This window comes from Aquirhabdus sp. (genome assembly GCF_046462495.1).
GTDB lineage: Bacteria > Pseudomonadota > Gammaproteobacteria > Pseudomonadales > Moraxellaceae > Aquirhabdus.
This window is the reverse complement of the sequence record NZ_JBKGVE010000007.1, coordinates 163,805-184,845: the sequence shown is the minus strand read 5'-3', so window position 1 is coordinate 184,845 and position 21,041 is coordinate 163,805. Positions and strand designations below refer to the sequence as shown.

The following is a 21,041-nucleotide window of genomic DNA, read 5'->3' as shown; positions in this document are numbered from 1 at the left end:
TAGACATTGGTGATTTTCTACAGAGAAGGAGTGCTTTTGTATAGGTGCTTATAGCAAAGTAAAAGAATAGCAGCGGGATACCGTGGGGCATCCCGCTGCTATGCATGGGCGCTAAAGATTAAGAAGATTTCTTCTTTTTAGCTTTAGGTGCGTCTTCTTTTTTACCTGAAGACTTCTTACCCGATTTTTTCTCTGCTTTGCCACCCTTGTCGGATTTATCAGCAGATTTTTTGGATGTGTCCTTAGCAGAATCTTTTTTCGATTTGGCTTTAGCGGCTGATTTATCTTCACCCTTTTCAGCTTTTTTCGACTTCTCTGATTTGGTTTTGCTGGCCGTTACATCGCGCTGATCATCGGCAGATGCTTTCGTCGTTTGGATGGTATCGACCACAGGCGCTGCAATGCTGACTTGAGTTTCAGTCTGCACCGCAGGTGTGGTTTTAATCACATCGGCTTGAGGAGCAACAACCAGATTCACATCGGCTGCCTTTGATCCGACAGTTTGATTGCCCTGATTTGTATTTTGTGCAGGTGTTTTACGGCGGCTTGGACGCGGTGTGGTCAGTTTATTGGCCACAGTCGGTACTGCTTGGACCGGTGTTGCTGGCTTCACCGCTGGCGTTGCTACTTGAGCTGCTGGTTTTCTCCGTGAGTTACGTCCAGTACGGGGCGCATTGGTCGATGCACCCTCTACAGCGGTTTGCACCGCAACAGGTGCGTTTGGCTTACTGGTTGCAGGCTGATTTGCTGGTGCACGTTTGACGGGTGCTTTGGTTGCAGGTGCCTTAGCTGCAGGTGTATTGGCGGTATTCGCGCGTGGCGCTTTTTCGCGAACGGCTTTGCCACCACTGGAGAGTTGTTTCACGAGCTGGAAGTCGATTTTGCGTTCTTCAAGGTTGGCACCCGCCACTTGAATTTCGACTTTATCACCCAGTGCAAACTTCTGACCGTGGGTTTTGCCATTCATACTTTGGCTTGCGACATTGTATTCATAGAAATCATTACCCAGATTGCGCACATGCACGAGGCCTTCTACATAGAGATCGCTGAGCGTCACGAAGAAACCAAATTCAGTGACAGCAGTAATGACACCCGTGAAGCGATCACCGATATGCTGCTGCATATACTGGGTTTTAAGCCAGCTCATGACACTGCGTGCGGCATCATCTGCTCGGCGTTCGGTTCGAGAGAACTGCTCGCCTGCCGCAATCAGTTGATTGCCTTCCAAGACAGGAGGCTTGCCTTGCAGGTGGTTTTTAATCGCACGATGCAATAGCAGATCTGGGTAGCGACGAATTGGCGAGGTGAAGTGGGTGTACGCTTCATAGGCCAAGCCAAAATGACCTAGATTTTCTGGGGCATAGACCGCTTGCATCATCGAACGCAGCAGCACGGTATGGATACTTGCCGCATCAATACGATCTTTGGTCGCTTCGATAATCTTCTGGTAATCGGATTGGATCGGTTTCTCTGGGAAGCTTAAGCCCAGTAGCTTGACGTAATCACGGACCTTTTGCACGCGATTGGTTTCTGGTGGCTCGTGGTTACGATACAGCACTGGAATCAGGTTCTTCAGTGCGAAGGCTGCTGCACAGGTATTCGCGAGCAACATACATTCTTCAATCAAGCGGTGCGCATCATTACGCGTGCGTGGCTTGATTGACGCAATCCCACCTTTGTCATCAAAGGTCATGTAGGTTTCAGTGGTTTCAAATTCCATCGCACCGCGTTTAGCACGCACATCCAGCATGACGTGGAACAATTGATTTAAGGTTTCAATTGATTTATGCACGGCTGGGATGTTGGGAATGGCATCGGCTTTACCCGCCAAATGATCAGCCACTTGGTTGTAGGTCAAACGGGCCTGGGAGTGCATGACGGATTCATAGAATTCGTAGCTCATCACTTTGCCTGCACGTGATAAATTAATATCGCAGACCATACACAGACGATCGACTTCAGGTTTCAGTGAGCATAAGCCATTGGATAAGGCTTCAGGCAACATCGGCACCACGTAGTTGGGGAAGTAAACCGACGTACCGCGAGATTGTGCTTCGTCATCCAGTGCCATACCGAGTTTGACGTAGTGACTGACATCGGCAATCGCGACGATCAGGCGGAAACCACCGCCAGTACGCTTCTCTGCATAAACGGCATCATCAAAGTCACGGGCATCTTCACCGTCAATGGTGACCAGAGGCAATTCACGTAAATCTTTGCGACCTGCACGATCTTTGGCAGAGGGCTCTTTGTATTTGTTGGTTTCCGCTAAAACCGCTTTGTTAAATACATGCGGTAAATCAAAGTCGATCAGCGTCGTCGGAATGATGAGCTGGGTGTCGACTTTATTAGAGAAGGCTTCGACCACATGACCATTGGCGTATTCTTCGCGAGTCGGCCAATCATCGATTTCAATCTGTGCGGCATCGCCCACGCTTAATTGCGCGGCTTGGACTTGATCGGGCTCAAGCGCAATCGGTTGGTGTGCATTGGGGTGTGAAGGCTGGATATAAAATTGCCCTTCAACCATTTGCAGATGACCAATGACTTGGGTTTGCTGACGTGTTTTGACTTCAACAATGCGGCCCAGTGGGCGGCCACGACGATCTGTGCCGGTCGCGCGAGCACTGACTGTATCGCCATTGAACACTAAACGCATTTCGCGTTCAGTAAGGAATAAATCAGGGTGGTCGGCGAGCACCACAAAACCAAAACCGTTGGTATGGGATTGAACTTTACCGATAAATAGATCGTCTTCACTGATCAGGCGATAGCGCTGTGGGTTGTGTCCCACCGTGGTCAATTGACTGTCACGTACCATGGCGGATAAGCGTCTGCTGACGGCTTCGATCGCATCGGGTTCGTGCAAGTTAAAGAGGGTAACGAATTCTGCGTGGCTTAAAGGCTGTGGATTTTGCCCTAAGATATTGAGAATGAGAGTGCGGCTTGGGATGGGTGATTCATAACGTTCAGCTTCACTGAGCGCATCAGGGTCATTCCAAGTCATAGCGGGGTCTTTTGTATTTTTCATGGCGACGAGTTTAACACAGCTTTTATGACAATACGGAAAATGCAAGCAGGGCTATGGATGATTTTGCGTAAGATTTTGGTTCAAAACGTTGCACGAATTTGGAGATATCTCCACATTTTCTGGATGTTTTTAGGTCGAACGGCAGAAATTTTTCAAATTTGTGAAAATTAATAGGCTGGCGGCTTAGATAAGGCTTGACGGTTTTTGTCGAAATCTATAGCATTGCCGACCTACGCGGATGTGGCGGAATTGGTAGACGCACCAGTTTCAGGTATTGGCGAGTAAAATCGTGGAGGTTCAAGTCCTCTCATCCGCACCAAATTGAAATCCTCTGTGTTTATCGCAGATTTGAAAAGCCCTATAGCTAACGTTATAGGGCTTTTTTTATTGTCTTGATGATGGTCTTGATCGTATTTTGTACTATTTGGTAGCTTTAGATTTAAATTGAAAAAATTACAAATTTTTCATGGGCTTTCGCTTGCGATTCTAGCCTGACATCATACAATCGGTAGTAGAGCATGCGTCTTAAAGACACCTTCTTGATCGGTCAAATGGATTGACCGTCAAAAGGAGGCTGTGGTGCTCTAAAACATTTTTTTCGAATATGGAAAGGAAATCCCATGAAAAACTCAGCATTACCTTCCGCATTAAACTGCGCTTTTATTTGCTCCCTCAGTGCTGCAACTTTACTCCCTATACATGCCCAAGCATCAGATGGTTTGATCAGCTTTGAAGGGCAGGTTACGACGCGCACGTGTACGATCAATGGCAACGGCGCAGGTAAAGACTTTACCGTTACGCTGCCTACGGTATCAGCACAAGCGTTGCCAAACGCATCGGCTTGGGCAGGGCGGACCGCTTTTAATATCGCCTTAAGTGGCTGTGCACCGGCGACGGGGAGTGTCGCGACTTATTTTGAGCCCGGTGTGTCGACAGACCTTGCGACGGGTTATTTGAAGAATGATCCGGGCGCAGCTCAGGCATCCAATGTGCAACTGCAATTGTTGAATGATGACACCACAGGGCTGCAATTGAATCAGGCTAAAAACGGTGTGAATGGATTGAAAGCGGTTGCTTTAAATACGGGCGCGGCCACCATGAATTACTATGTGCAATATACGGCAGTGGGCGGCCCTGCTACCGAAGGCAAGGTCAGCAGCCGAACCAACTACACGATTGTTTATAACTAAAGAAATGAGGAATAGAAGCGTTAACGGTATTCATGCGTTAACGCCCATATTTGACTTCAAAACCGTCATAATGTTATGACGGTTTATCTTCTTCAGCAGCGGGTTCCACCACTACGGTATTTTGACTCGCAATCACTTGCTGCTGTTCATGCTCATGGGTGAGCCACTCACGCCAAACCGCAAGCAACATGGCGAGGATCACCGGACCGATAAAGAGTCCGATCATCCCGAAAGTCGCAAGCCCCCCCAGCACGCCAAACAACACGACCAAGAAGGGGATTGCAGTGGCGCTGGAAATAACCATCGGGCGCAAAATATTATCGATGATAAAAATCACTGCACCTGCCCAAACGGCTAACGCCACTGCGGCAATCGGGTGCCCCGTAATCGCAAGCCAAGCAATCGCAAGCCCCCAAGCCAATGGGGATGCGAAAGGAATCATCGCGACAATAGCGGTGATGACGGCCAAGAGTAATGCTCCTGGCATGCCCGCAACCGCATAGCCGATCCCTGCCAGCAGACCTTGAGCTGCTGCGGTGAGGACGATGCCGTAGACAACCGCACGCGTTGTGACCGCAATAGCCGATAGGTAATGATCACCACGCACACCAACAATACGCTCCAATGCCGCACGAATCTGCACCATGATGCGCACACCATCTTTATAAAAGAAGAACATGGTGATCAAGCAGAAACCGACAGAAGCAATATGTTCGGCCACATTGCCGACTAAGCGCGCACCTTTGCCGACCTGATCTTGAAGCATGCTACGCAGTTGGGTGATGAATTGGCTGGGATCATCATTCAATTGATCGACCATATCTTGTAAATCGCTACCGACCCAAGGTAGATTGGCGAGTGCTGTAGGCAGTACCAGCTGACCAGCATTCAGTTGATCATGTAACTGGTGGTACCACGTCACGGCTTGATGTTCGGTGACCAGAAAAGCGATACCGATGGGTACGCCGACCAGCGTCATGAGTCCCGCAGTGACAATACCTGCCGCATGACTTTCACGCCCTGAGAATTTATGCAGTGTCCATTGATACAACGGCCACGTGATATAGACCAAGATGGCAGCCCAAGCGATGGGTGAGATAAAAATCCGTACAATCTCGAAACTAAAGAACACCAGAATTCCGAGCAGGATGGGCAACAACATACGCTGAATGGAAAGCGTAGAAATCAGAGCTGGGCGAGACATAGTTTTTAGATGCCGTAACTTGGAGTTGTGTCCAGTGTACGAGGTGATTTCTGTCGGGGCAATCGCTAGCTGTTTTATTCTGTTGGAAAAACGCAAGAAAGTGGTGCTATATTACGCCACCGATGAATAAAATACTGATTCATGGGTAATAAATTAAAAAGTTCTTAGTGATAGGAACGATATTGGGACTTAAAGAATGAGTCCAGATTTTAAAAATGGAGAACAATAATATGATGCATCGTATATCGCACCAATGGCCAACCTGTTTTTTGATGGCAGTGATTTTAATAAGTGTGGGGGGATGTAGTAAGAAAAAAGCGGATCCAGCCATGGAGACACCTGAAACACAAACCGCTTCTTTAAGCGCCGCAGAGAAATTTATCAAGCAACAAGAAGAAGATAAACACTCTGCTGACTACTATAAAGTTGATAATAAAGAACGCGTTGTCGTTGAAGATAGTATTATTGACGATGTGAACGCGAATATAGGTGATGTGAAAGCCAATGCTGAAAAGGCGCGAATCACTGCGCTGAAGGATAACGAAGCCTCCGGAAGAAAATACCAACAAACACAACAGGCTGACAAGTCACACTGATAAAACTGGTGGTTTCCTGACCTGTCATCAAGATTAATGATAATTAGTCTTGTGATTATGCTTTTGTTTTTGTAATATACCCGCCTCGTGGTGAGGTGGCCGAGTGGCTTAAGGTACTCCCCTGCTAAGGGAGAGTAGGTTAACCCCTACCGAGGGTTCGAATCCCTCCCTCACCGCCATTATATTTGTGTCAGTGGTATTTTTGATTTTTCTAAAATGTTCAGTATCGATAAGATGTTGAAATAAAAAATCAAAAAAGATGCAAATAGTGTTGACGTAGCGTTAGTATTTCAATAGAATACGCCACCTCGACGCACTGCAGATAGAAATGCAGAAACGTTGAAAAAATGTGAACGACTTCAATCGTCTACATATTGCGCTGGTAGCTCAGCTGGATAGAGCATCAGGCTACGAACTTGAGGGTCGGGGGTTCGACTCCCTCCCAGCGCACCATATTGAATCGCAAAAAGCCTGCATTATGCAGGCTTTTTTGTGTCTGTCATTTAGGTTTCAGACATAAAAAATCCCCCGAAAATTAGATTTTCGGGGGATTTGGGAGAGAGCAGCTTTCTATAGGTTTCTAGGAAGTGGTAGGTGGTGGCTCTTTCTTAACTCTAAACCAGGCTGCGTAGAGCGCAGGCAAGAAGAGTAGCGTCAGTGCGGTTGCGACAATCAATCCACCCATGATGGCCACCGCCATCGGTCCAAAGAACACGCTGCGTGACAGCGGGATCATCGCTAGTACCGCGGCAAGTGCGGTGAGCACGATCGGACGCAGGCGTCGTACCGTGGCTTCAATAATCGCATCCCACGGCTTGTGACCTGCACGGATATCCTGCTCAATCTGATCAATCAGAATCAGCGAGTTACGCATGATCATGCCTGATAGGGCAATCGTCCCCAGCATCGCCACAAAACCAAAGGGCTTTTGGAAAAGCAGCAGGAAGAGCGTCACGCCAATCAAACCCAGCGGCGCGGTCAGGAAAACGATGATACTGCGTGAGACGCTGCGTAGTTGCAACATCAGCAAGGTGATCACCACCACCAAGAAGAGTGGCATACCGGCATTGACCGAGTTCTGTCCGCGTGCGGAGTCCTCCACCGTACCGCCGATGTTTAACTGATAGCCACTGGGGAGCTTGGCGCGGATGCTATCCAGCGTCGGGGAGATTTGATTGACGAGGCTAACGGGCTGGGTATTGTCATAAATATCTGCACGCACTGTGACCGTGGGTAGGCGGTTACGGCGCCAGATAATCCCTTCTTCAAAACCGTATTCAATGGTCGAGATCTGCGAGAGCGGTACGGTGCCACCGTTGTCAGAAGGCACGGCCAGACTAGAGAGCATGCCGACTTCACGACGATCTAACGCTGCACCGCGTAGTTGGATATCGATCAATGATTTATTTTCACGATATTGGCTGACAGTTGCGCCGGTGAGTGCGCTTTGTAGGAAGTTAGCCAGTTCTTGACTGTTTACCCCCAACTGACGCGCACGTGCTTGATCAACGGTTAAGTAGGTTGATTTACTCGGCTCTTCCCAATCCAGATGGACATTCACCACATGCGGATTTTCCTGCACCTTGGCGGCGACTTGGCGGGCGAGAGCGCGGACGTTCTGGATATCTTCACCGGAAACACGGAATTGAACCGGATAACCCACGGGCGGACCATTTTCAAGACGTGAAACACGGGTGCGAACATCGGGGAAGTCCTTATCGAGGGTCTGGATCAACCATGCACGCAGTTCTTCACGATCTTTCAAGGTCTTCGCCAGAATCACGAATTGGGCAAAGCTTGCCTGTGGCAATTGTTGATCCAAAGGCAAATAGAAGCGCGGAGAACCTGTGCCCACATAGCTGACATAGTTATCAATACCTTTACGTGTTTTAAGCAAGGCTTCCAGTTGTTTGGCTTTGGCTTCTGTGGCGGTCAGCGAAGCGCCTTCCGTCAGCTTCATATCGACCATGAGCTCAAGGCGACTGGAGTCGGGGAAGAACTGCTGCGGAACGAAGCCAAATAGAACGATAGAACCCACAAATGCTGCAATCGTAATGGCAATGACGGTTTTGCGGAAGTTCAAGCACCACTGCACCAGTGTGCGAAAGCGCTGATAGAACTTGCTGGCATAAGGATCATGCGCCTCGTGGTCAAGATTTGGATTTGCTGTGGTCTCGACAGGCGGGGCTGGACTGGGCTCAGGGTCTTTGCCAAAGTATTTCTCTTTTAAACTACCGACTTTAGATAGGCTTTTTTGCTGATTCTTTTTGGCTTGATTCTTCTTGGTGTAGTCGGGCAGCAGTATGTCACCCAGATAAGGCACGAAGATCACCGCAGCAAGCCAAGAAACCAGTAGGGCAATGGTCACCACTTCAAAGATGGAGCGCGTATATTCCCCTGTACTGGATTGAGCGGTTGCGATCGGGAGGAAGCCTGCAGCAGTAATCAATGTCCCAGTCAGCATCGGAAATGCGGTTGAGGTCCACGCAAAGCTGGCGGCTTTAAGACGGCTAAAGCCTTGCTCCATCTTGATCGACATCATCTCCACGGCAATGATCGCGTCATCAACGAGCAGTCCGAGCGCCAAAACCAGCGCGCCTAAAGAAATCTTATGCAAACCAATATCAAAGAAATGCATCGCCGCAAAGGTCATCGCCAAGACCAGCGGAATGGTTAGGGCAACAACCGCTCCCGTGCGAAAACCCAAGGAGAAGAAGCTGACGAGGAGCACGATAATGACTGCCTCAGCCAAGGCATGGACAAACTCGCTGACACCAGATTTTACGGCGGCGGGTTGGTCGGAGACCTTGCTCAACTGCATCCCGACAGGTAGCGTCTGTTGTAAGGAGGCAAAGGTGGTTTGCAGATTTTTGCCCAAAGCCAAGATGTCGCCACCCGGTTTCATTGATACTTCGATACCCAGTGCATCCTCCCCCATAAAGCGCATACGCGGCTGCGCAGGGTCGCTAAAACCGCGATGGACATCGGCAACCGTGCCCAGCGTAAAGGTCTTGCCTGCAATGATGATCGGGAAGTTACGAATCTCTTCCACCGATTTAAAGCGTCCACTGACCCGCAGTTGAATACGATCAGTCGGGGTTTCAAAGAAGCCCGCAGGCGCGATGGCATTTTGCGCTTGCAGGGCCTCTTGTACGGCTTGTAGGGGCAAGCCTAGGCTTGCGATCTTGGTGTTTGATACCTCAATCCAGATTTTTTCATTCTGTAGACCGACCAGATCGACTTTGGCAACGTCAGGAACATTCTCCAATTGCAATTGGATACGATCGGCATAGTCTTTCAGCACTGCATAATCGTAGCCTTTACCCGTTAAGGCATAGATGTTGCCGTAGGTATCGCCGAATTCATCATTAAAATAAGGCCCTTGGATGCCCACAGGTAAAGTCTGTTGGATATCACCAATCTTCTTACGCACCTGATACCAGAGGTTGGGAATTTCGGAGGAGTGCATCGAATCCCGTGCAACAAAGGTCACCATCGACTCGCCGGGACGAGAGTAGGAGACGATCTTTTCGTAGTTACCGGTCTCCATCAGTTTCTTTTCGATGGGATCGGTGACCAGTTTGGAGACTTCCTCGGCATTGGCACCTGGCCAGTAGGTCTGAACCACCATGACTTTAAAGGTAAACGGCGGGTCTTCACTCTGACCGAGTTTGGTATAGGAGATGGCACCGATAATGCCGAGTAGCACCATGAAGTACAGCACGAGCTGGCGGTTTTTGAGTGCCCAAGCAGAAAGATTAAAGTTCATGGCATTAACCCTGTTTGCTGTTTGGGGCCGTTGCGACCACAGGTGTACTTTGTGTTCCAGTCGTCGCGGTTACAGGGCGGTTTTGTCGATCTACGGGTTGAATCTTCTGTCCATCATGCAGGAGTTGAACACCGGCAACCACCACCCAGTCGCTGGGATTTAATCCAGACAGCACCGGAACGATGTCGCGATCATAAGCGCCCGTTTTAATAAAGGTGCGCTTGATGGCAGAGGTGGAAGGGTTCAGGACCCAGACATAGGCAGCGCCTTGCTCTGCGGTCACTGCCGAAAGTGGAATAGATAGGGCGCTCGCGGTTTTAGGATCTGCCGCATACACGCGTGCGCTCTGTCCGATATCGACTGATGGATTGGGCTGGTCAAAGGCGATGCGTGCCGCAAAGGTATGGGATTGATCCGCTGCGGGCGACAATTCGCGTACGTGGGCAGGGAAGCGAGCATCCGGTTGCGACCAGACGGTGACGGTCACGTGCTGTCCAATATGAAAGCGCGGCAAGTCCTGCTCAGGCAGCCCGATCACCACTTCGCGGTCGCCCTGTGCAGCTAAGGTATAGATGGCTTGACCTGCAGTCACCACCTGCCCGGCTTCGACTTGGCGCTGTACGATCACGCCATTTTCAGGTGCGCGCAACGTATTGTAGTTGGCTTGATTGGAGGCGACATCGAATTGTGATTTGGCTTGCTGTAGTGCGGATGTTGCTGACTTATATTGGTTCTCAACCTGATCGTACTGCGAGCGGCTGATGGCGTTCGGTGCAAGGAGCTGCTTGTAGCGATCCAGCTCTGACTTGGCGACGCGTTCAGCGGATTCTGCACTGGCAAGCTGTGCGGCTGCGGCGGTGCGTTGTAATTGTGCGTCTTGTGGATCCAATTCAGCAAGGATCTGTCCTGTCTTCACGGTATTGCCGACATCCACCATGCGTTTAATCACCTTGCCGCCCACACGGAAAGAGAGCTGAGGCTGTACGCGTGCGGTCACATCCCCTGCATAGCTATTGAGCAGTAGGCCTGCGGAGATCGGCTGAGTGACCATGGCAGGACGCGGCTGTGGTTTGGCAGGTTCCTGCTTGCTACAGGCACTGAGCACTGCGATAGAGAGCAAGAGGATGGGGCGGTTGATTTGCTGAGAAATCATGGGATGTATCCTTTAAGACAGAAGATCTTGTGTTTGTTGTTTCATCTTTGAATACGACTTTGATCGCGACGATGTCATCGATATCCTTGATATAAAAGCCATGCTCAAAAAGTCGTCAGCGTGGTGAATTATTGCTATACTATGCAGTATATTAATATTAGTAAACCCTCTGGTTCAATATTTGGTGAAAAAAGTTCAATACTTCTTTGATCCTTATATAAGCCGAGGATCGAAGATGGTTTGAAAACACTATGAGCGCAGAACTCCCTCTTAAATCTCCAGCTCCAGCCAGCCCCGGCCGCCCAAAGGACATGGTCAAGCGCGCTGCTATTTTGCAGGCCGCCAAGGATCTGTTTTTAAGTTTAGGGTTTGAAGGCAGTAGTATGGATGCCATTGCAGCAGAGGCAGGCGTGTCTAAGCTGACGGTTTATAGCCACTTTAATGACAAAGAATCGTTATTTGCCGCCGCGATCGAAGCTCACTGTGAACATCAGTTGCCTTCGGTTTTATTTGATCTGCCGGAAGAGTTGCCCGTCTCTAGAGCGCTGTATGAAATCGCGCGTCGTTTTCAAGGCATGCTACAGACGCAAGAAGCGATTGAGCTGAATCGGTTAATGGTGGCGCAGGCTAAGCAAAATCCGCAGTTGACTCGGCTTTTTTACAATGCGGGCCCACAGCATACCCAAGATGAAATGAAGCGCTTATTGCAGCAAGCCCATGATCAAGGCAAGCTGGACATTCCCAATCCAGTTTTTGCATCCGAGCACTTTTTGTCTGCTTTTGGCGGGAGTTGCAAGCAATTGCTTCGTAATTTTGGCCTGGAGTCTCAATCTGATGCTAATGAAGACGAAGAATATGCCCGCGAAATCGTCAAACGCTTCTTGCGCGCGTATCGCCTTGGATAAACATGCCCAGTCGCGACTGACTTAATTCAGCTTCCATAGCGCACGCCAGAGTCTTTCCAGTAACCCTCGCGGAGAGGGCTGGAGTTGTGATTCTGATGAGACGCCATAATTGCGATAGCTGTCACTACGCGCACTACGTGTATCCCGCCCTGCAAAATCCCCGCGCCGCGTTGCCATCATGGTCGAGAGCGGCATGTTGACGCGCTTTTGTTTGATCTCATTGGAGAGCTGTGGAAACAGATCCAAGCCGATCTTGGCATTCAACTCAGCAAGCGTCAGCACTTGCACCTGCCCCGATGAATCATTGGGCGAGAAGTACACTCCAACGGCTTGGCGTTTCGGGAAGTACACCGCTTTATAGATATCCGACGGCACAATCACATTGCCGATCTTTTGCAGGCTATTGCCCAAGAACGCCGCCCCCGTGATGACATAAGCTTCGTCTTCTTGTTTGACCAATTCTCGGGTGGCTTCTTCAAGCAGCCGCCATGGATTTTGGTTGTTATAGCTATTTTGCGGCACAATATTGGCCAGCGAGAAGCTATTAAACTGTTGCGCGCGCGTGCCCATGTCGCCATTGGGAGACATATGACCACGATCAAAGCCACTACCTTTATAGTCAGAGAGTGTTGACCGCTCTGTATAGTCAATGCGGGTTTCTTCGTGGAAGTTATTCATGCGACTGAGTGCTTGTGCACGTTCGATGCGGTCGCGGGTCAGGTATTCGGCGGACCAGAGCGGGGTACGGGTAATCCCCGAATACATCACGGTAAAACCATCAAAGCACAATTCCTGCGTGCTTTGCGACAGGTTAGGATTGTTAAAGTCTGGCGCCTCACCCTTAAAATAGTTCTGACTGCACAGCGGATCATCGGCCTCTGTAGCTTCTTCATCCGCCGTAGGTTCAGTCGTTGCCGTGGCAGTCGCTTGCGATGCGGAGCTGGTCGCAGTGTCAGTTTTGCTATAGCCCGGTGCATAAGCCGTGGCGATTTCTGCATGGAGCGTGCTGCACGGTATGGCGAAGATCAACAGTACGGCAGGGAGGGATCGGTAAACAGTGAACATGGACACTCGTGTTAATCGGTTAAACATTAAGAAACTAGACATATAAGCAAAAGCTTAAAGACAAAAGCTCAAATCGAAGCTCAAAAATAAAGACAAAGCCGAGGTTTCAACTTTGTCTTCGTTTAGAGGCAGGACATTCAGCGGAATATCCTGCCACATCGCAATCCTAAATCTCGATCTGACTGCCCATCTCGACCACGCGATTGGTCGGGATCTGGAAGAAGTCACTGACCGCACTGGTATTGCGTGACATCGAGATAAACAGCTTCTCACGCCATGGCGCCATGCCATCGCCTACGGTATGCAGGATACGCTCGCGCGAGACAAAGAAGCTGATCATCATCATATCAAACGGCAAGCCCAACTCTTTTAAACCCAACTCTACTGCATCGGGCACATTCGGTTGTTCTTTGAAGCCATAGCGCGCAATGATCCGCGAGAAGCGCTCATTGATCCGCTCAACCGTGACCCGCTTCGCCTCATCGATGTAAGGTACATCTTCGGTCTGCACCGTCATCAGGATATTGGTTTCATGCAGGATCTTGTTGTGCTTCAGGTTGTGCAATAGCGCATGCGGCACAATGGCTTGGCTGGCAGTCATAAAGACAGCCGTACCTGTCACGGTATGTGCAGTGGTACTGACGCTATTGATAAACAGATCCAGTGGCAGGGTATCTTTTTGCAGCTTGGCAAACAGTAACTGACGACCGCGTTTCCACGTCATCATGATGGTGAAGGCAATCGAACCAATCAGCAGCGGGAACCAGCCGCCCGCGATGATCTTCATCGATGTTGCGCCAAAGAACACCAAGTCTAGAGTCAGGAAGGGCAGCACGATGAGCAGGACTTTTGGGGCTTTCCAGCGCCACAGGTTGTACATCACAAAACCGACCAGCAAGGTATCGCAGAGCATGGTCATGGTGACTGCCAGACCGTAGGCTGAGGCCAGATTCGAGCTGGATTTAAACATCACCACCAGCACGAGGATGGCGATCAGCAGCAGCCAGTTTAAAAAAGGAATATAGATCTGACCAATCTCAGACTCTGAGGTATGCATGACCGTAAAGCGGGGCAGATAGCCCAATTGCATCGCCTGACGCGCAATCGAGAACACGCCAGAGATCACTGCTTGAGACGCAATCACTGTTGCAATCGTCGCAAGCACGATCATCGGCAGCAGAGCCATCTCAGGGATCAGCTTATAAAACGGATTGGCAATCGCCGCAGGATCACGCAGCAGCAGTGCGCCTTGACCTGCATAGTTCAGTAGCAAACTGGGCAGCACCACAACAAACCACGCCATCTGGATTGGCTTACGCCCAAAGTGACCCATATCGGCATAGAGCGCTTCACCACCGGTGATGGTCAGCACGACCGCACTCATGGTAATAAAGGAAGCGATTGGATGACTGACCACAAAGATCACCGCCCAGTGCGGGCTTGCCATCTGTAGAATCGAAGGATTTTGAATGATGCTCATGATCCCGAGCACACCCAAGGAGACAAACCACAGCAGGGTAATCGGACCAAAGAAACGACCGACCGAGCCTGTGCCCTTGCGCTGAATCATAAACAAGCCGATCAGCACCGCGATGGTAATCGGGATCACGAAGGGGGTGAAGACGGGCGTCATGATCGACAAGCCTTCAACCGCTGAGAGTACGGACACCGCAGGGGTGATGATGCCATCCCCAAAGAACAACGCCGCGCCAAAGAGACCAATCGCGATCAATCCGGCGCGGGTCTTGGCGCCGATGCGTTTGCTTCTGAGGCTTAGCGCCAGCAGCGCCATGATTCCGCCTTCGCCGTTGTTGTCCGCATGCATGATGACCATGACATATTTGATGGATACCACGATCATCAGTGACCAGAAGATCAGGGACAATACGCCCAAAACATTGGCATGGTTGAGCGCGATACCGTGAGATACGTGGAAGCATTCTTTTAATGCATAAAGAGGGCTGGTTCCGATATCGCCAAACACGATACCCAATGCTGCGAGAGTCAACGCGGACATTGCTGGGCGCTGTTGCATAGCCTGCATAGGTCTAAATCCAATCTGTACTGTAGCGCACATGGTAACATTGAATGAATGACAGTCGCAGTGCAGGGTTTCAAAAAATATGATTGGCTTTCAATCGGTTTTTCGTTAGACTACCGCCCCTTGGTGAGGTGTCCGAGTGGCTGAAGGAGCACGCCTGGAAAGTGTGTATGCGCTAATACCGTATCGAGGGTTCGAATCCCTCTCTCACCGCCAAATGTAAGTCCTATATGATCCGATATAGTCTGAAAACCCCAGTAACCGCAAGGTTCTGGGGTTTTTTATGTCCGATGATGTCCAGTCTGATGTCGCCGAATCCGAGCTATTGTGTTGGTAGATTTGTTGGTATATAACGGTGTTTGAAGAAATACCAACATACCAACACTGCGAAGGCAAATAGCCATGCTTACAGATGCATTTTTAAGAAAAGTCGAGTTGCCACCCCTAGGTCAGAAGGCTCCCGTCAAACATTCTGATGGGAAAGGGCTGCAACTCCATGTGTTTGCTAATGGTGGTAAGTATTGGCGTATGGCGTATCGGTTTGAAGGTAAGCAGAAAACATATAGCATAGGCATTTACCCCGAGGTGACTCTTAAGGAAGCGCGGCTGAAGTGTGATGAGGCTCGCAAGCTAATACAGCAGGGCATAGATCCAACGGCCTCAAAGCATGAAGCCAAAAATGTAGACAGTGGCAAGTCGACATTTAGAACACTCGCGCTAGCTTGGATGGATGATCGTCGAGATGTAATCAAGCCAGTGACTATGACTCGCGATTTGTCCACGTTCGAAAAAGATCTGTTCCCTGAAATAGGTGATATGCCGATTGATACTATCAAGGGCAAAGATGTTCTTGCTGCGGCAAAGAAAATTGAAGCTCGTGGTGCCCTGGAGATGGCCAAGCGTAGCATTCCATTAGCAGGGGCAATTTTTCGTTATGCAATTAGGCAAGGTTTGATAGAGAACGATCCCACGCCGCATTTAGCTGAAGCGCTCAAATCGCGTAAAGTGAAGCACATGGCGAGGATTGATGCGAAAGATCTTCCAAAACTCCTTGCAGATATTAATAGCTATACAGGAGATGTACTTGTTGTAGCTGCTTTAAACTTGATGTGCCTAACTTTTGTTCGAACCGTAGAAATGCGGTTTATGGAATGGACAGAGGTTGATTTTGAAAAGAAAGAGTGGCGCATCCCCGCAGAGAAAATGAAGATGCAGGCTCAGCATATCGTGCCATTATCAACCCAAGCGATTGCAGTATTGAAGAGCTTGGTGCCACTAACGGGTAAGCGCCAGTACGTATTTTTTAATCAAAGCTCTTATAAACCGTTAAGCGAAAATGCTGTGCTGAGTGCTCTATGGCGTATGGGCTATAAGGGGCGTATGACGGGACATGGCTTCAGGGGGCTGGCCTCTACAACTTTGCATGAGCAAGGCTACATGCACGATGCCATTGAGATTCAATTGGCGCATACGGTAGGCAGCGCTGTATCTTCAGCATACAACCATGCACAGCATTTAGATTACCGACGTAAGATGATGCAAGAATGGGCAGAGTATTTGGATTCACTAAGAACCTAAAATTTCAAGCAATACAGACGATACGTACAGCCGAAACCAATACAGCACCTACTCAACAAAATACAGAAGCCTCGCAAGCATCTGCAACTGTGAATAATTCACCATCTAATCTATCCGCATCATTTAACTGCGAGTTTGCTCGAACGAGTGTTGAGCACATCATTTGTAATGATCTACAGCTTATTGCTGCTGATTCTAAATTAAATAGCGAGTATGCCGCACTTAAAAAAACTGATGATCTCAAACATGAGCAAAGAGGCTGGCTGCATGCTCGCAATCAGTGTACGAATACTGAATGTATTCGCCAGCTATATAAGACAAGGACTGACGAGTTATCAGGACGACTTTCCGGAGAGCAGTCTCAGTAATTGAGGCTTTTGCTTAGATTAGAAAAGTAAATTTTTTCAGATATATAACATATAGATGGAGCCAATACTCCTCTTCTACTTTTTTCTAGAAACTAGAGAAGCTTGCCAATGGCAGGCTTTTTTTATATCCATTTTCTTTACCTTCAGGAGTAACTCAACATGCCCATCATCTGTCCAAGATGTCATTCAGCCCGCGTTGAAACCAAAGACTATGCCCGTAAAACAGGCGGTGCTATTGGTACTGCTGCTGGTGCAGCCAGTGCAATGGGCGGTGCAGAAATCGGTGCCGCCGTTGGTTTCATCGGAGGTCCAATCGGTAGCCTTGCCGGCGCAATTCTTGGTGGTCTAGTCGGGGGTCTAACAGGCTATGCCACGGGTGCAGCACTCGGTGAAGTCATCGATGACAAGATTCTCAATAACTACCACTGTATCGACTGCGGCTATAACTTTAGCAGTGAGCATCATTAACAAGCTTCACCGTACCGTTTCAAACGCGATCTTTTCTGTTTAACCCCAAATCCGCATGGTCTAAATCCCAACTGACAGGGTTCAGTGGCTTTGCTGTGCGCGCTATTTATCAAATCATTTAAGGAAATACATCATGGCACATCTTATCGAAACAATGGCTTTTACAGGCTCAACCCCTTGGCATGGCCTCGGTAATCAGCTCTCACCGCATCAACCTTTAGAGGTCTGGGCAGAGCAAGCAGGCATGGACTGGTCGATCTTGGAATCACCAGTTCGCTACATGACTGAAGCCAGTGGTACATCAGGATCTATTCATGCCTTTATGGATAACAAGGTCTTATTCCGTTCTGATACCCATGTACCACTGTCCGTCGTCAGTCAGCGTTACCAAGTCGTACAACCCCGTGCGATCTTAGAATTTTACCGTGATTGGACCGAACAATCTGGCTTTGAACTCGAAACTGCGGGAGTTCTTAAAGGTGGTCGCAAGATCTGGGCACTGGCTAAAACAGGTCAATCCACAGCATTGAAAGGCAAAGACGTGACTAATGGCTATGTCTTACTGGCAACCGCTTGTGATGGCACACTCGCTACTACCGCTCAATTCACCAGTATCCGCGTCGTCTGCAACAATACTTTAGCAGTTGCACTGGCTGGTGGAGCGCAAGCTGTCAAAGTCCCCCACAGTACCAGCTTCGATCCAGATGCTGTCAAACGGCAACTCGGGATTACTGTCTCTTCATGGGATGATTTCATGTATCGCATGAAAGGCTTGAGTGAGCGTAAAGTCAAATCGGTAGAAGCGGAACTTTACTTCCTCCGCGTCTTTAGCGATCAAAACCTTAACTCTAAATCTCTGGGTCAGGCCAATGAGCGTGCCATGTCTAAAGCCTTAGAGCTCTACCAAGGTCGGGGTAAAGGTGCTGATCTGGATTCAGCCAAAGGAACAGCCTTCGGGTTACTCAATGCGGTCACGGAATACATCGATTTTGAGCGCCGTGCACGCAGCACTGATCATCGTCTCGATTCTGCATGGTTTGGGCAGGGTGCGCTGATTAAGCAGAAAGCTTTAGAGCAGGCTGTGTTGATGGCGGCATGACGGCTGATTCAATTCGAGGAGGTCGTCATGGTTATTATTGAAACACCACAAAAAGGCTCCTCTCTACCCGTTGCTGTTGCGGCGGTCTGGGGAGCTTTTCTGTATGAAGGCATATTTGCTATCCAATCTGATCCTAAGACGTTCGATACAGTCCTGACACATTGGAATCAGGGTTGTCTGGAGCTAGTCATGGCTGCTTGTAGCTATTTGCCACTGGTTTGGGATGAAGTCGCGAATATCTGGGATCATGTCGATACGGACTTTGCAGGCGTCTTTGAGTATGAGGTGATTGTGGCATTCGGGATATGGCTACAACATGCCGTGCTACATACAGGACATCTACCAGATCAGGCGTGTGCACAGGCCCATATCAGTTATTTGCTTCAGAAATTTTTTAAGCCTTAATATCTAAACCTGCAATCACTTTTACCCCAGCTACACATTCACAGCTCAGCTACAGCGTTTTAATCCACCCCATTTTAAATTCAACACGGCATAGAGGCTCGTTACCGATCTGGTAAAGAGCCTCTATGCGTTTAAGGAGATTTTTATGAATACCGCTATTTCTTCAGTCTCAGCTATTACCACGGCCAAGCCTGTTATAGCCAAACGAGGCCGTACAGCTACTCCATCCAATACACCACCTGATGATTCAAACTCTTCACGTAGGGTACATGGTGCATTGCGTTTAGTCTCAACCAAAGCCCTTAGCCGTGACGAATGGCTGGAAGCTCGTAAACAAGGGATCGGTAGCAGTGATGCCGCTGCTGCGGTGGGTCTTAATCCCTACCAATCCCAGCTTGAGCTATGGATGATTAAAACAGGTCGTGATGACAACTTGCCAAAGATTGATCCCGATGATGAAACCTCACCGATGTACTGGGGCCATATCTTAGAGCCGATTGTGGCGCAGCACTACACCAAACGCACCGGCCACAAGGTACGGCGCATCAACTCTGTCCTTCAGCACACCGATCCAGACAAAAGCTGGATGCTGGCCAATCTAGACTATTCGATAGTCGGTAATGATGAGGTGCAGATTCTGGAGTGCAAGACGGCAGGTGAATTTGGTAGTCGTTTGTGGCGGGATGGCGTGCCGGACTATGTGCAGTGTCAGGTACAGCATCAACTGGCAGTCACAGGCAAGAAAGCAGCAGATGTCTGTGTGCTGATCTGTGGTCAGGAGATCCGGGTCTATCGTATTGAACGCGATGATGAGCTGATTGATCGTCTCATCGAGCTAGAGCGTAAGTTCTGGCAGTACGTGATAACTGATACGGAGCCACCGGCTGATGGGTCTGATTCGGCTGGGCAAGCGCTACGGGCTTTGTATCCCTACGACTCAGGCAACTCTCTGGATCTCACCGATGATCCAGCCATGACGACGGCATTCGTTGGCATGGTGAAGATGCGTGCCGAAATCGAGTCACGTCAGCTGGTTGAATCTGAGCTCAAGCAAACGATTCAACAGTGCATGGGTGAGGCCAGTAAAGCTATCTTTCGATCTGGGAGTGTGACGTGGAAGCGCAGTAAGTCAGGGAGCCGTCGCTTTCTAGTCAATGCAGCATCGGCAGCAAGTAATTCATCAACTCAAACCATTCAATCTGAACCTCAGGAGCAGCATCATGATTAAAGGTCTCGCAATCACACCGCCGATTCTGGGGCGAATAAGTATCGGTCGAGTAGTGGTCAAGGATGGTAAACGTCTACCTGAAAAGGACGACCAATTTACCATTACCTCACAGGTACAAACCAGAGACGGATGGGTCAACCATCCGCTTGATGAGCTACTTCGTAAGGACTCACCCAATGGCAAGATCCGCTCAATCCCTGTCAGGATGCTGTTTAACGATCCTGATCTGAATCTGCGTGCGGAATACAGTATGTTTGATCGGCAGAATGGGCGACCGCTCTGCGTTGGCAATGGAGAGACATGCCGTCGTTATACCGATAACGGCGTTGAAACCTTGCCTTGCCCATCGCCAGATCATTGCCCTCTAGCCAAGAACAACATGTGCAAACCATATGGCAGGCTCAATGTGAAGATTGGCGATGACGATGAGATGGGGACATTCATCTTTAGAACCACGGGGTATAACAGCATTCGTAGCCTTGCTGCGAGGCTGAGTTATTACCAAGCGGTGTCGGGTGACTTGCTCTCATGCTTGCCACTCCAGCTTAGGCTTCGTGGCAAGAGCACTACGCAGAGTCATCGGTCGGCGATCTATTATGTCGATCTGACCATCCGAGACGGCATTTCGATTGAGCAGGCCATTACGGATGCCATTCAGCTCAATGCCCATCGTAAAGCCTGTGGTTATGATCAACAGGCTTTAGAGAATGCTGCTCGGCTTGGTTTTGGCAATGCGGCATATGAGTTTAGTGAGGATGAGATTCCTGAAGTGTTGGAGGAGTTCTACTCGACGGAAGAGAATGGGGAAATCCAACGTGTTCAGACTAATACTGCACCTCCACCAATCACTGGTGAAAAATCAAGTCTAAAGCAGAAGTTGGATCAAAAATCCTTAAGCTCATCAAATCAGGCAGCTTAACAAGCCGCATCTGTCTCCCAGT

Annotated in this window: 15 protein-coding genes, 4 tRNA genes and 1 pseudogene; 14 read left to right on the top strand and 6 right to left on the bottom strand. The window is 49.3% G+C overall.

Annotated features, from left to right (window positions below):
• Window positions 1-628 precede the first annotated feature (628 nt).
• A pseudogene (gene rnr / locus ACLHG7_RS08905) lies at window positions 629-3,007 on the bottom strand (ribonuclease R); the annotation flags it as partial.
• A 258-nt stretch (window positions 3,008-3,265) separates the two neighbouring features.
• On the opposite strand from rnr, the gene ACLHG7_RS08900 reads away from it, so the two are divergent.
• Together ACLHG7_RS08900 and ACLHG7_RS08895 are read left to right on the top strand one after the other, a co-directional pair.
• Window positions 3,266-3,350 (top strand) — tRNA-Leu (locus ACLHG7_RS08900).
• Window positions 3,351-3,651: 301 nt separating this feature from the next.
• Window positions 3,652-4,221: a fimbrial protein gene (locus ACLHG7_RS08895; RefSeq protein ID WP_410210685.1), complete on the top strand. Its 570-nt coding sequence runs from the start codon at window positions 3,652-3,654 to the stop codon at window positions 4,219-4,221.
• Between the two features lie 73 nt (window positions 4,222-4,294).
• Here ACLHG7_RS08895 and ACLHG7_RS08890 read toward each other — a convergent pair whose 3' ends face one another.
• Window positions 4,295-5,425, bottom strand: coding sequence for an AI-2E family transporter (locus ACLHG7_RS08890; RefSeq protein WP_410210684.1), 1,131 nt, complete (start codon window positions 5,423-5,425; stop codon window positions 4,295-4,297).
• Between the two features lie 230 nt (window positions 5,426-5,655).
• Here ACLHG7_RS08890 and ACLHG7_RS08885 point away from each other — a divergent pair, with 230 nt between their 5' ends.
• From ACLHG7_RS08885 to ACLHG7_RS08875, 3 genes are all read left to right on the top strand, one after another.
• Entirely contained in the window at window positions 5,656-6,021 is a 366-nt protein-coding gene (locus ACLHG7_RS08885; protein WP_410210683.1) for a hypothetical protein, read from the top strand.
• A gap of 89 nt (window positions 6,022-6,110) precedes the next feature.
• Window positions 6,111-6,200 (top strand) — tRNA-Ser (locus ACLHG7_RS08880).
• A gap of 197 nt (window positions 6,201-6,397) precedes the next feature.
• A tRNA-Arg gene (locus ACLHG7_RS08875) sits at window positions 6,398-6,474 on the top strand.
• 127 nt (window positions 6,475-6,601) lie between these two features.
• Here ACLHG7_RS08875 and ACLHG7_RS08870 read toward each other — a convergent pair.
• Entirely contained in the window at window positions 6,602-9,790 is a 3,189-nt protein-coding gene (locus tag ACLHG7_RS08870) for an efflux RND transporter permease subunit (RefSeq protein WP_410210682.1), read from the bottom strand.
• A gap of 4 nt (window positions 9,791-9,794) precedes the next feature.
• Window positions 9,795-10,943: an efflux RND transporter periplasmic adaptor subunit gene (locus ACLHG7_RS08865; RefSeq protein ID WP_410210681.1), complete on the bottom strand. Its 1,149-nt coding sequence runs from the start codon at window positions 10,941-10,943 to the stop codon at window positions 9,795-9,797.
• Between the two features lie 251 nt (window positions 10,944-11,194).
• On the opposite strand from ACLHG7_RS08865, the gene ACLHG7_RS08860 reads away from it, so the two are divergent.
• Complete coding sequence (locus ACLHG7_RS08860; protein WP_410210680.1) at window positions 11,195-11,848, top strand: TetR/AcrR family transcriptional regulator; 654 nt, start codon at window positions 11,195-11,197, stop codon at window positions 11,846-11,848.
• A 21-nt stretch (window positions 11,849-11,869) separates the two neighbouring features.
• On the opposite strand, the gene ACLHG7_RS08855 is transcribed toward ACLHG7_RS08860, so the two are convergent.
• A complete protein-coding gene (locus ACLHG7_RS08855; RefSeq protein ID WP_410210679.1) occupies window positions 11,870-12,913 on the bottom strand; it encodes a DNA/RNA non-specific endonuclease in 1,044 nt (347 codons plus the stop codon).
• A 166-nt stretch (window positions 12,914-13,079) separates the two neighbouring features.
• The gene (locus tag ACLHG7_RS08850; RefSeq protein ID WP_410210678.1) at window positions 13,080-14,957 is read right to left on the bottom strand and encodes a potassium transporter Kup; all 1,878 of its coding nucleotides are present in this window, start codon (window positions 14,955-14,957) and stop codon (window positions 13,080-13,082) included.
• 122 nt (window positions 14,958-15,079) lie between these two features.
• Here ACLHG7_RS08850 and ACLHG7_RS08845 point away from each other — a divergent pair.
• From ACLHG7_RS08845 to ACLHG7_RS08810, 8 genes are all read left to right on the top strand, one after another.
• Window positions 15,080-15,170, top strand: a tRNA-Ser gene (locus tag ACLHG7_RS08845).
• 186 nt (window positions 15,171-15,356) lie between these two features.
• A complete protein-coding gene (locus ACLHG7_RS08840) occupies window positions 15,357-16,532 on the top strand; it encodes a tyrosine-type recombinase/integrase (protein ID WP_410210677.1) in 1,176 nt (391 codons plus the stop codon).
• Window positions 16,499-16,900, top strand: a complete 402-nt coding sequence (locus tag ACLHG7_RS08835; RefSeq protein WP_410210676.1) for a lysozyme inhibitor LprI family protein — start codon at window positions 16,499-16,501, stop codon at window positions 16,898-16,900. The genes ACLHG7_RS08840 and ACLHG7_RS08835 overlap by 34 nt, the downstream gene beginning before the upstream one ends.
• Before the next feature lie 159 nt (window positions 16,901-17,059).
• Window positions 17,060-17,368, top strand: a complete 309-nt coding sequence (locus ACLHG7_RS08830; protein WP_410210675.1) for a hypothetical protein — start codon at window positions 17,060-17,062, stop codon at window positions 17,366-17,368.
• 133 nt (window positions 17,369-17,501) lie between these two features.
• Window positions 17,502-18,467 carry a DUF932 domain-containing protein gene (locus ACLHG7_RS08825; RefSeq protein ID WP_410210674.1) on the top strand — a complete coding sequence of 322 codons (966 nt, stop codon included), beginning with the start codon at window positions 17,502-17,504 and terminating at the stop codon, window positions 18,465-18,467.
• Between the two features lie 27 nt (window positions 18,468-18,494).
• Window positions 18,495-18,872 carry a hypothetical protein gene (locus ACLHG7_RS08820; protein ID WP_410210673.1) on the top strand — a complete coding sequence of 126 codons (378 nt, stop codon included), beginning with the start codon at window positions 18,495-18,497 and terminating at the stop codon, window positions 18,870-18,872.
• Window positions 18,873-19,017: 145 nt separating this feature from the next.
• Window positions 19,018-20,100, top strand: coding sequence for a YqaJ viral recombinase family protein (locus ACLHG7_RS08815; RefSeq protein WP_410210672.1), 1,083 nt, complete (start codon window positions 19,018-19,020; stop codon window positions 20,098-20,100).
• Complete coding sequence (locus ACLHG7_RS08810) at window positions 20,093-21,019, top strand: hydrolase or metal-binding protein (protein ID WP_410210671.1); 927 nt, start codon at window positions 20,093-20,095, stop codon at window positions 21,017-21,019. The genes ACLHG7_RS08815 and ACLHG7_RS08810 overlap by 8 nt, the downstream gene beginning before the upstream one ends.
• Window positions 21,020-21,041 lie beyond the last annotated feature (22 nt).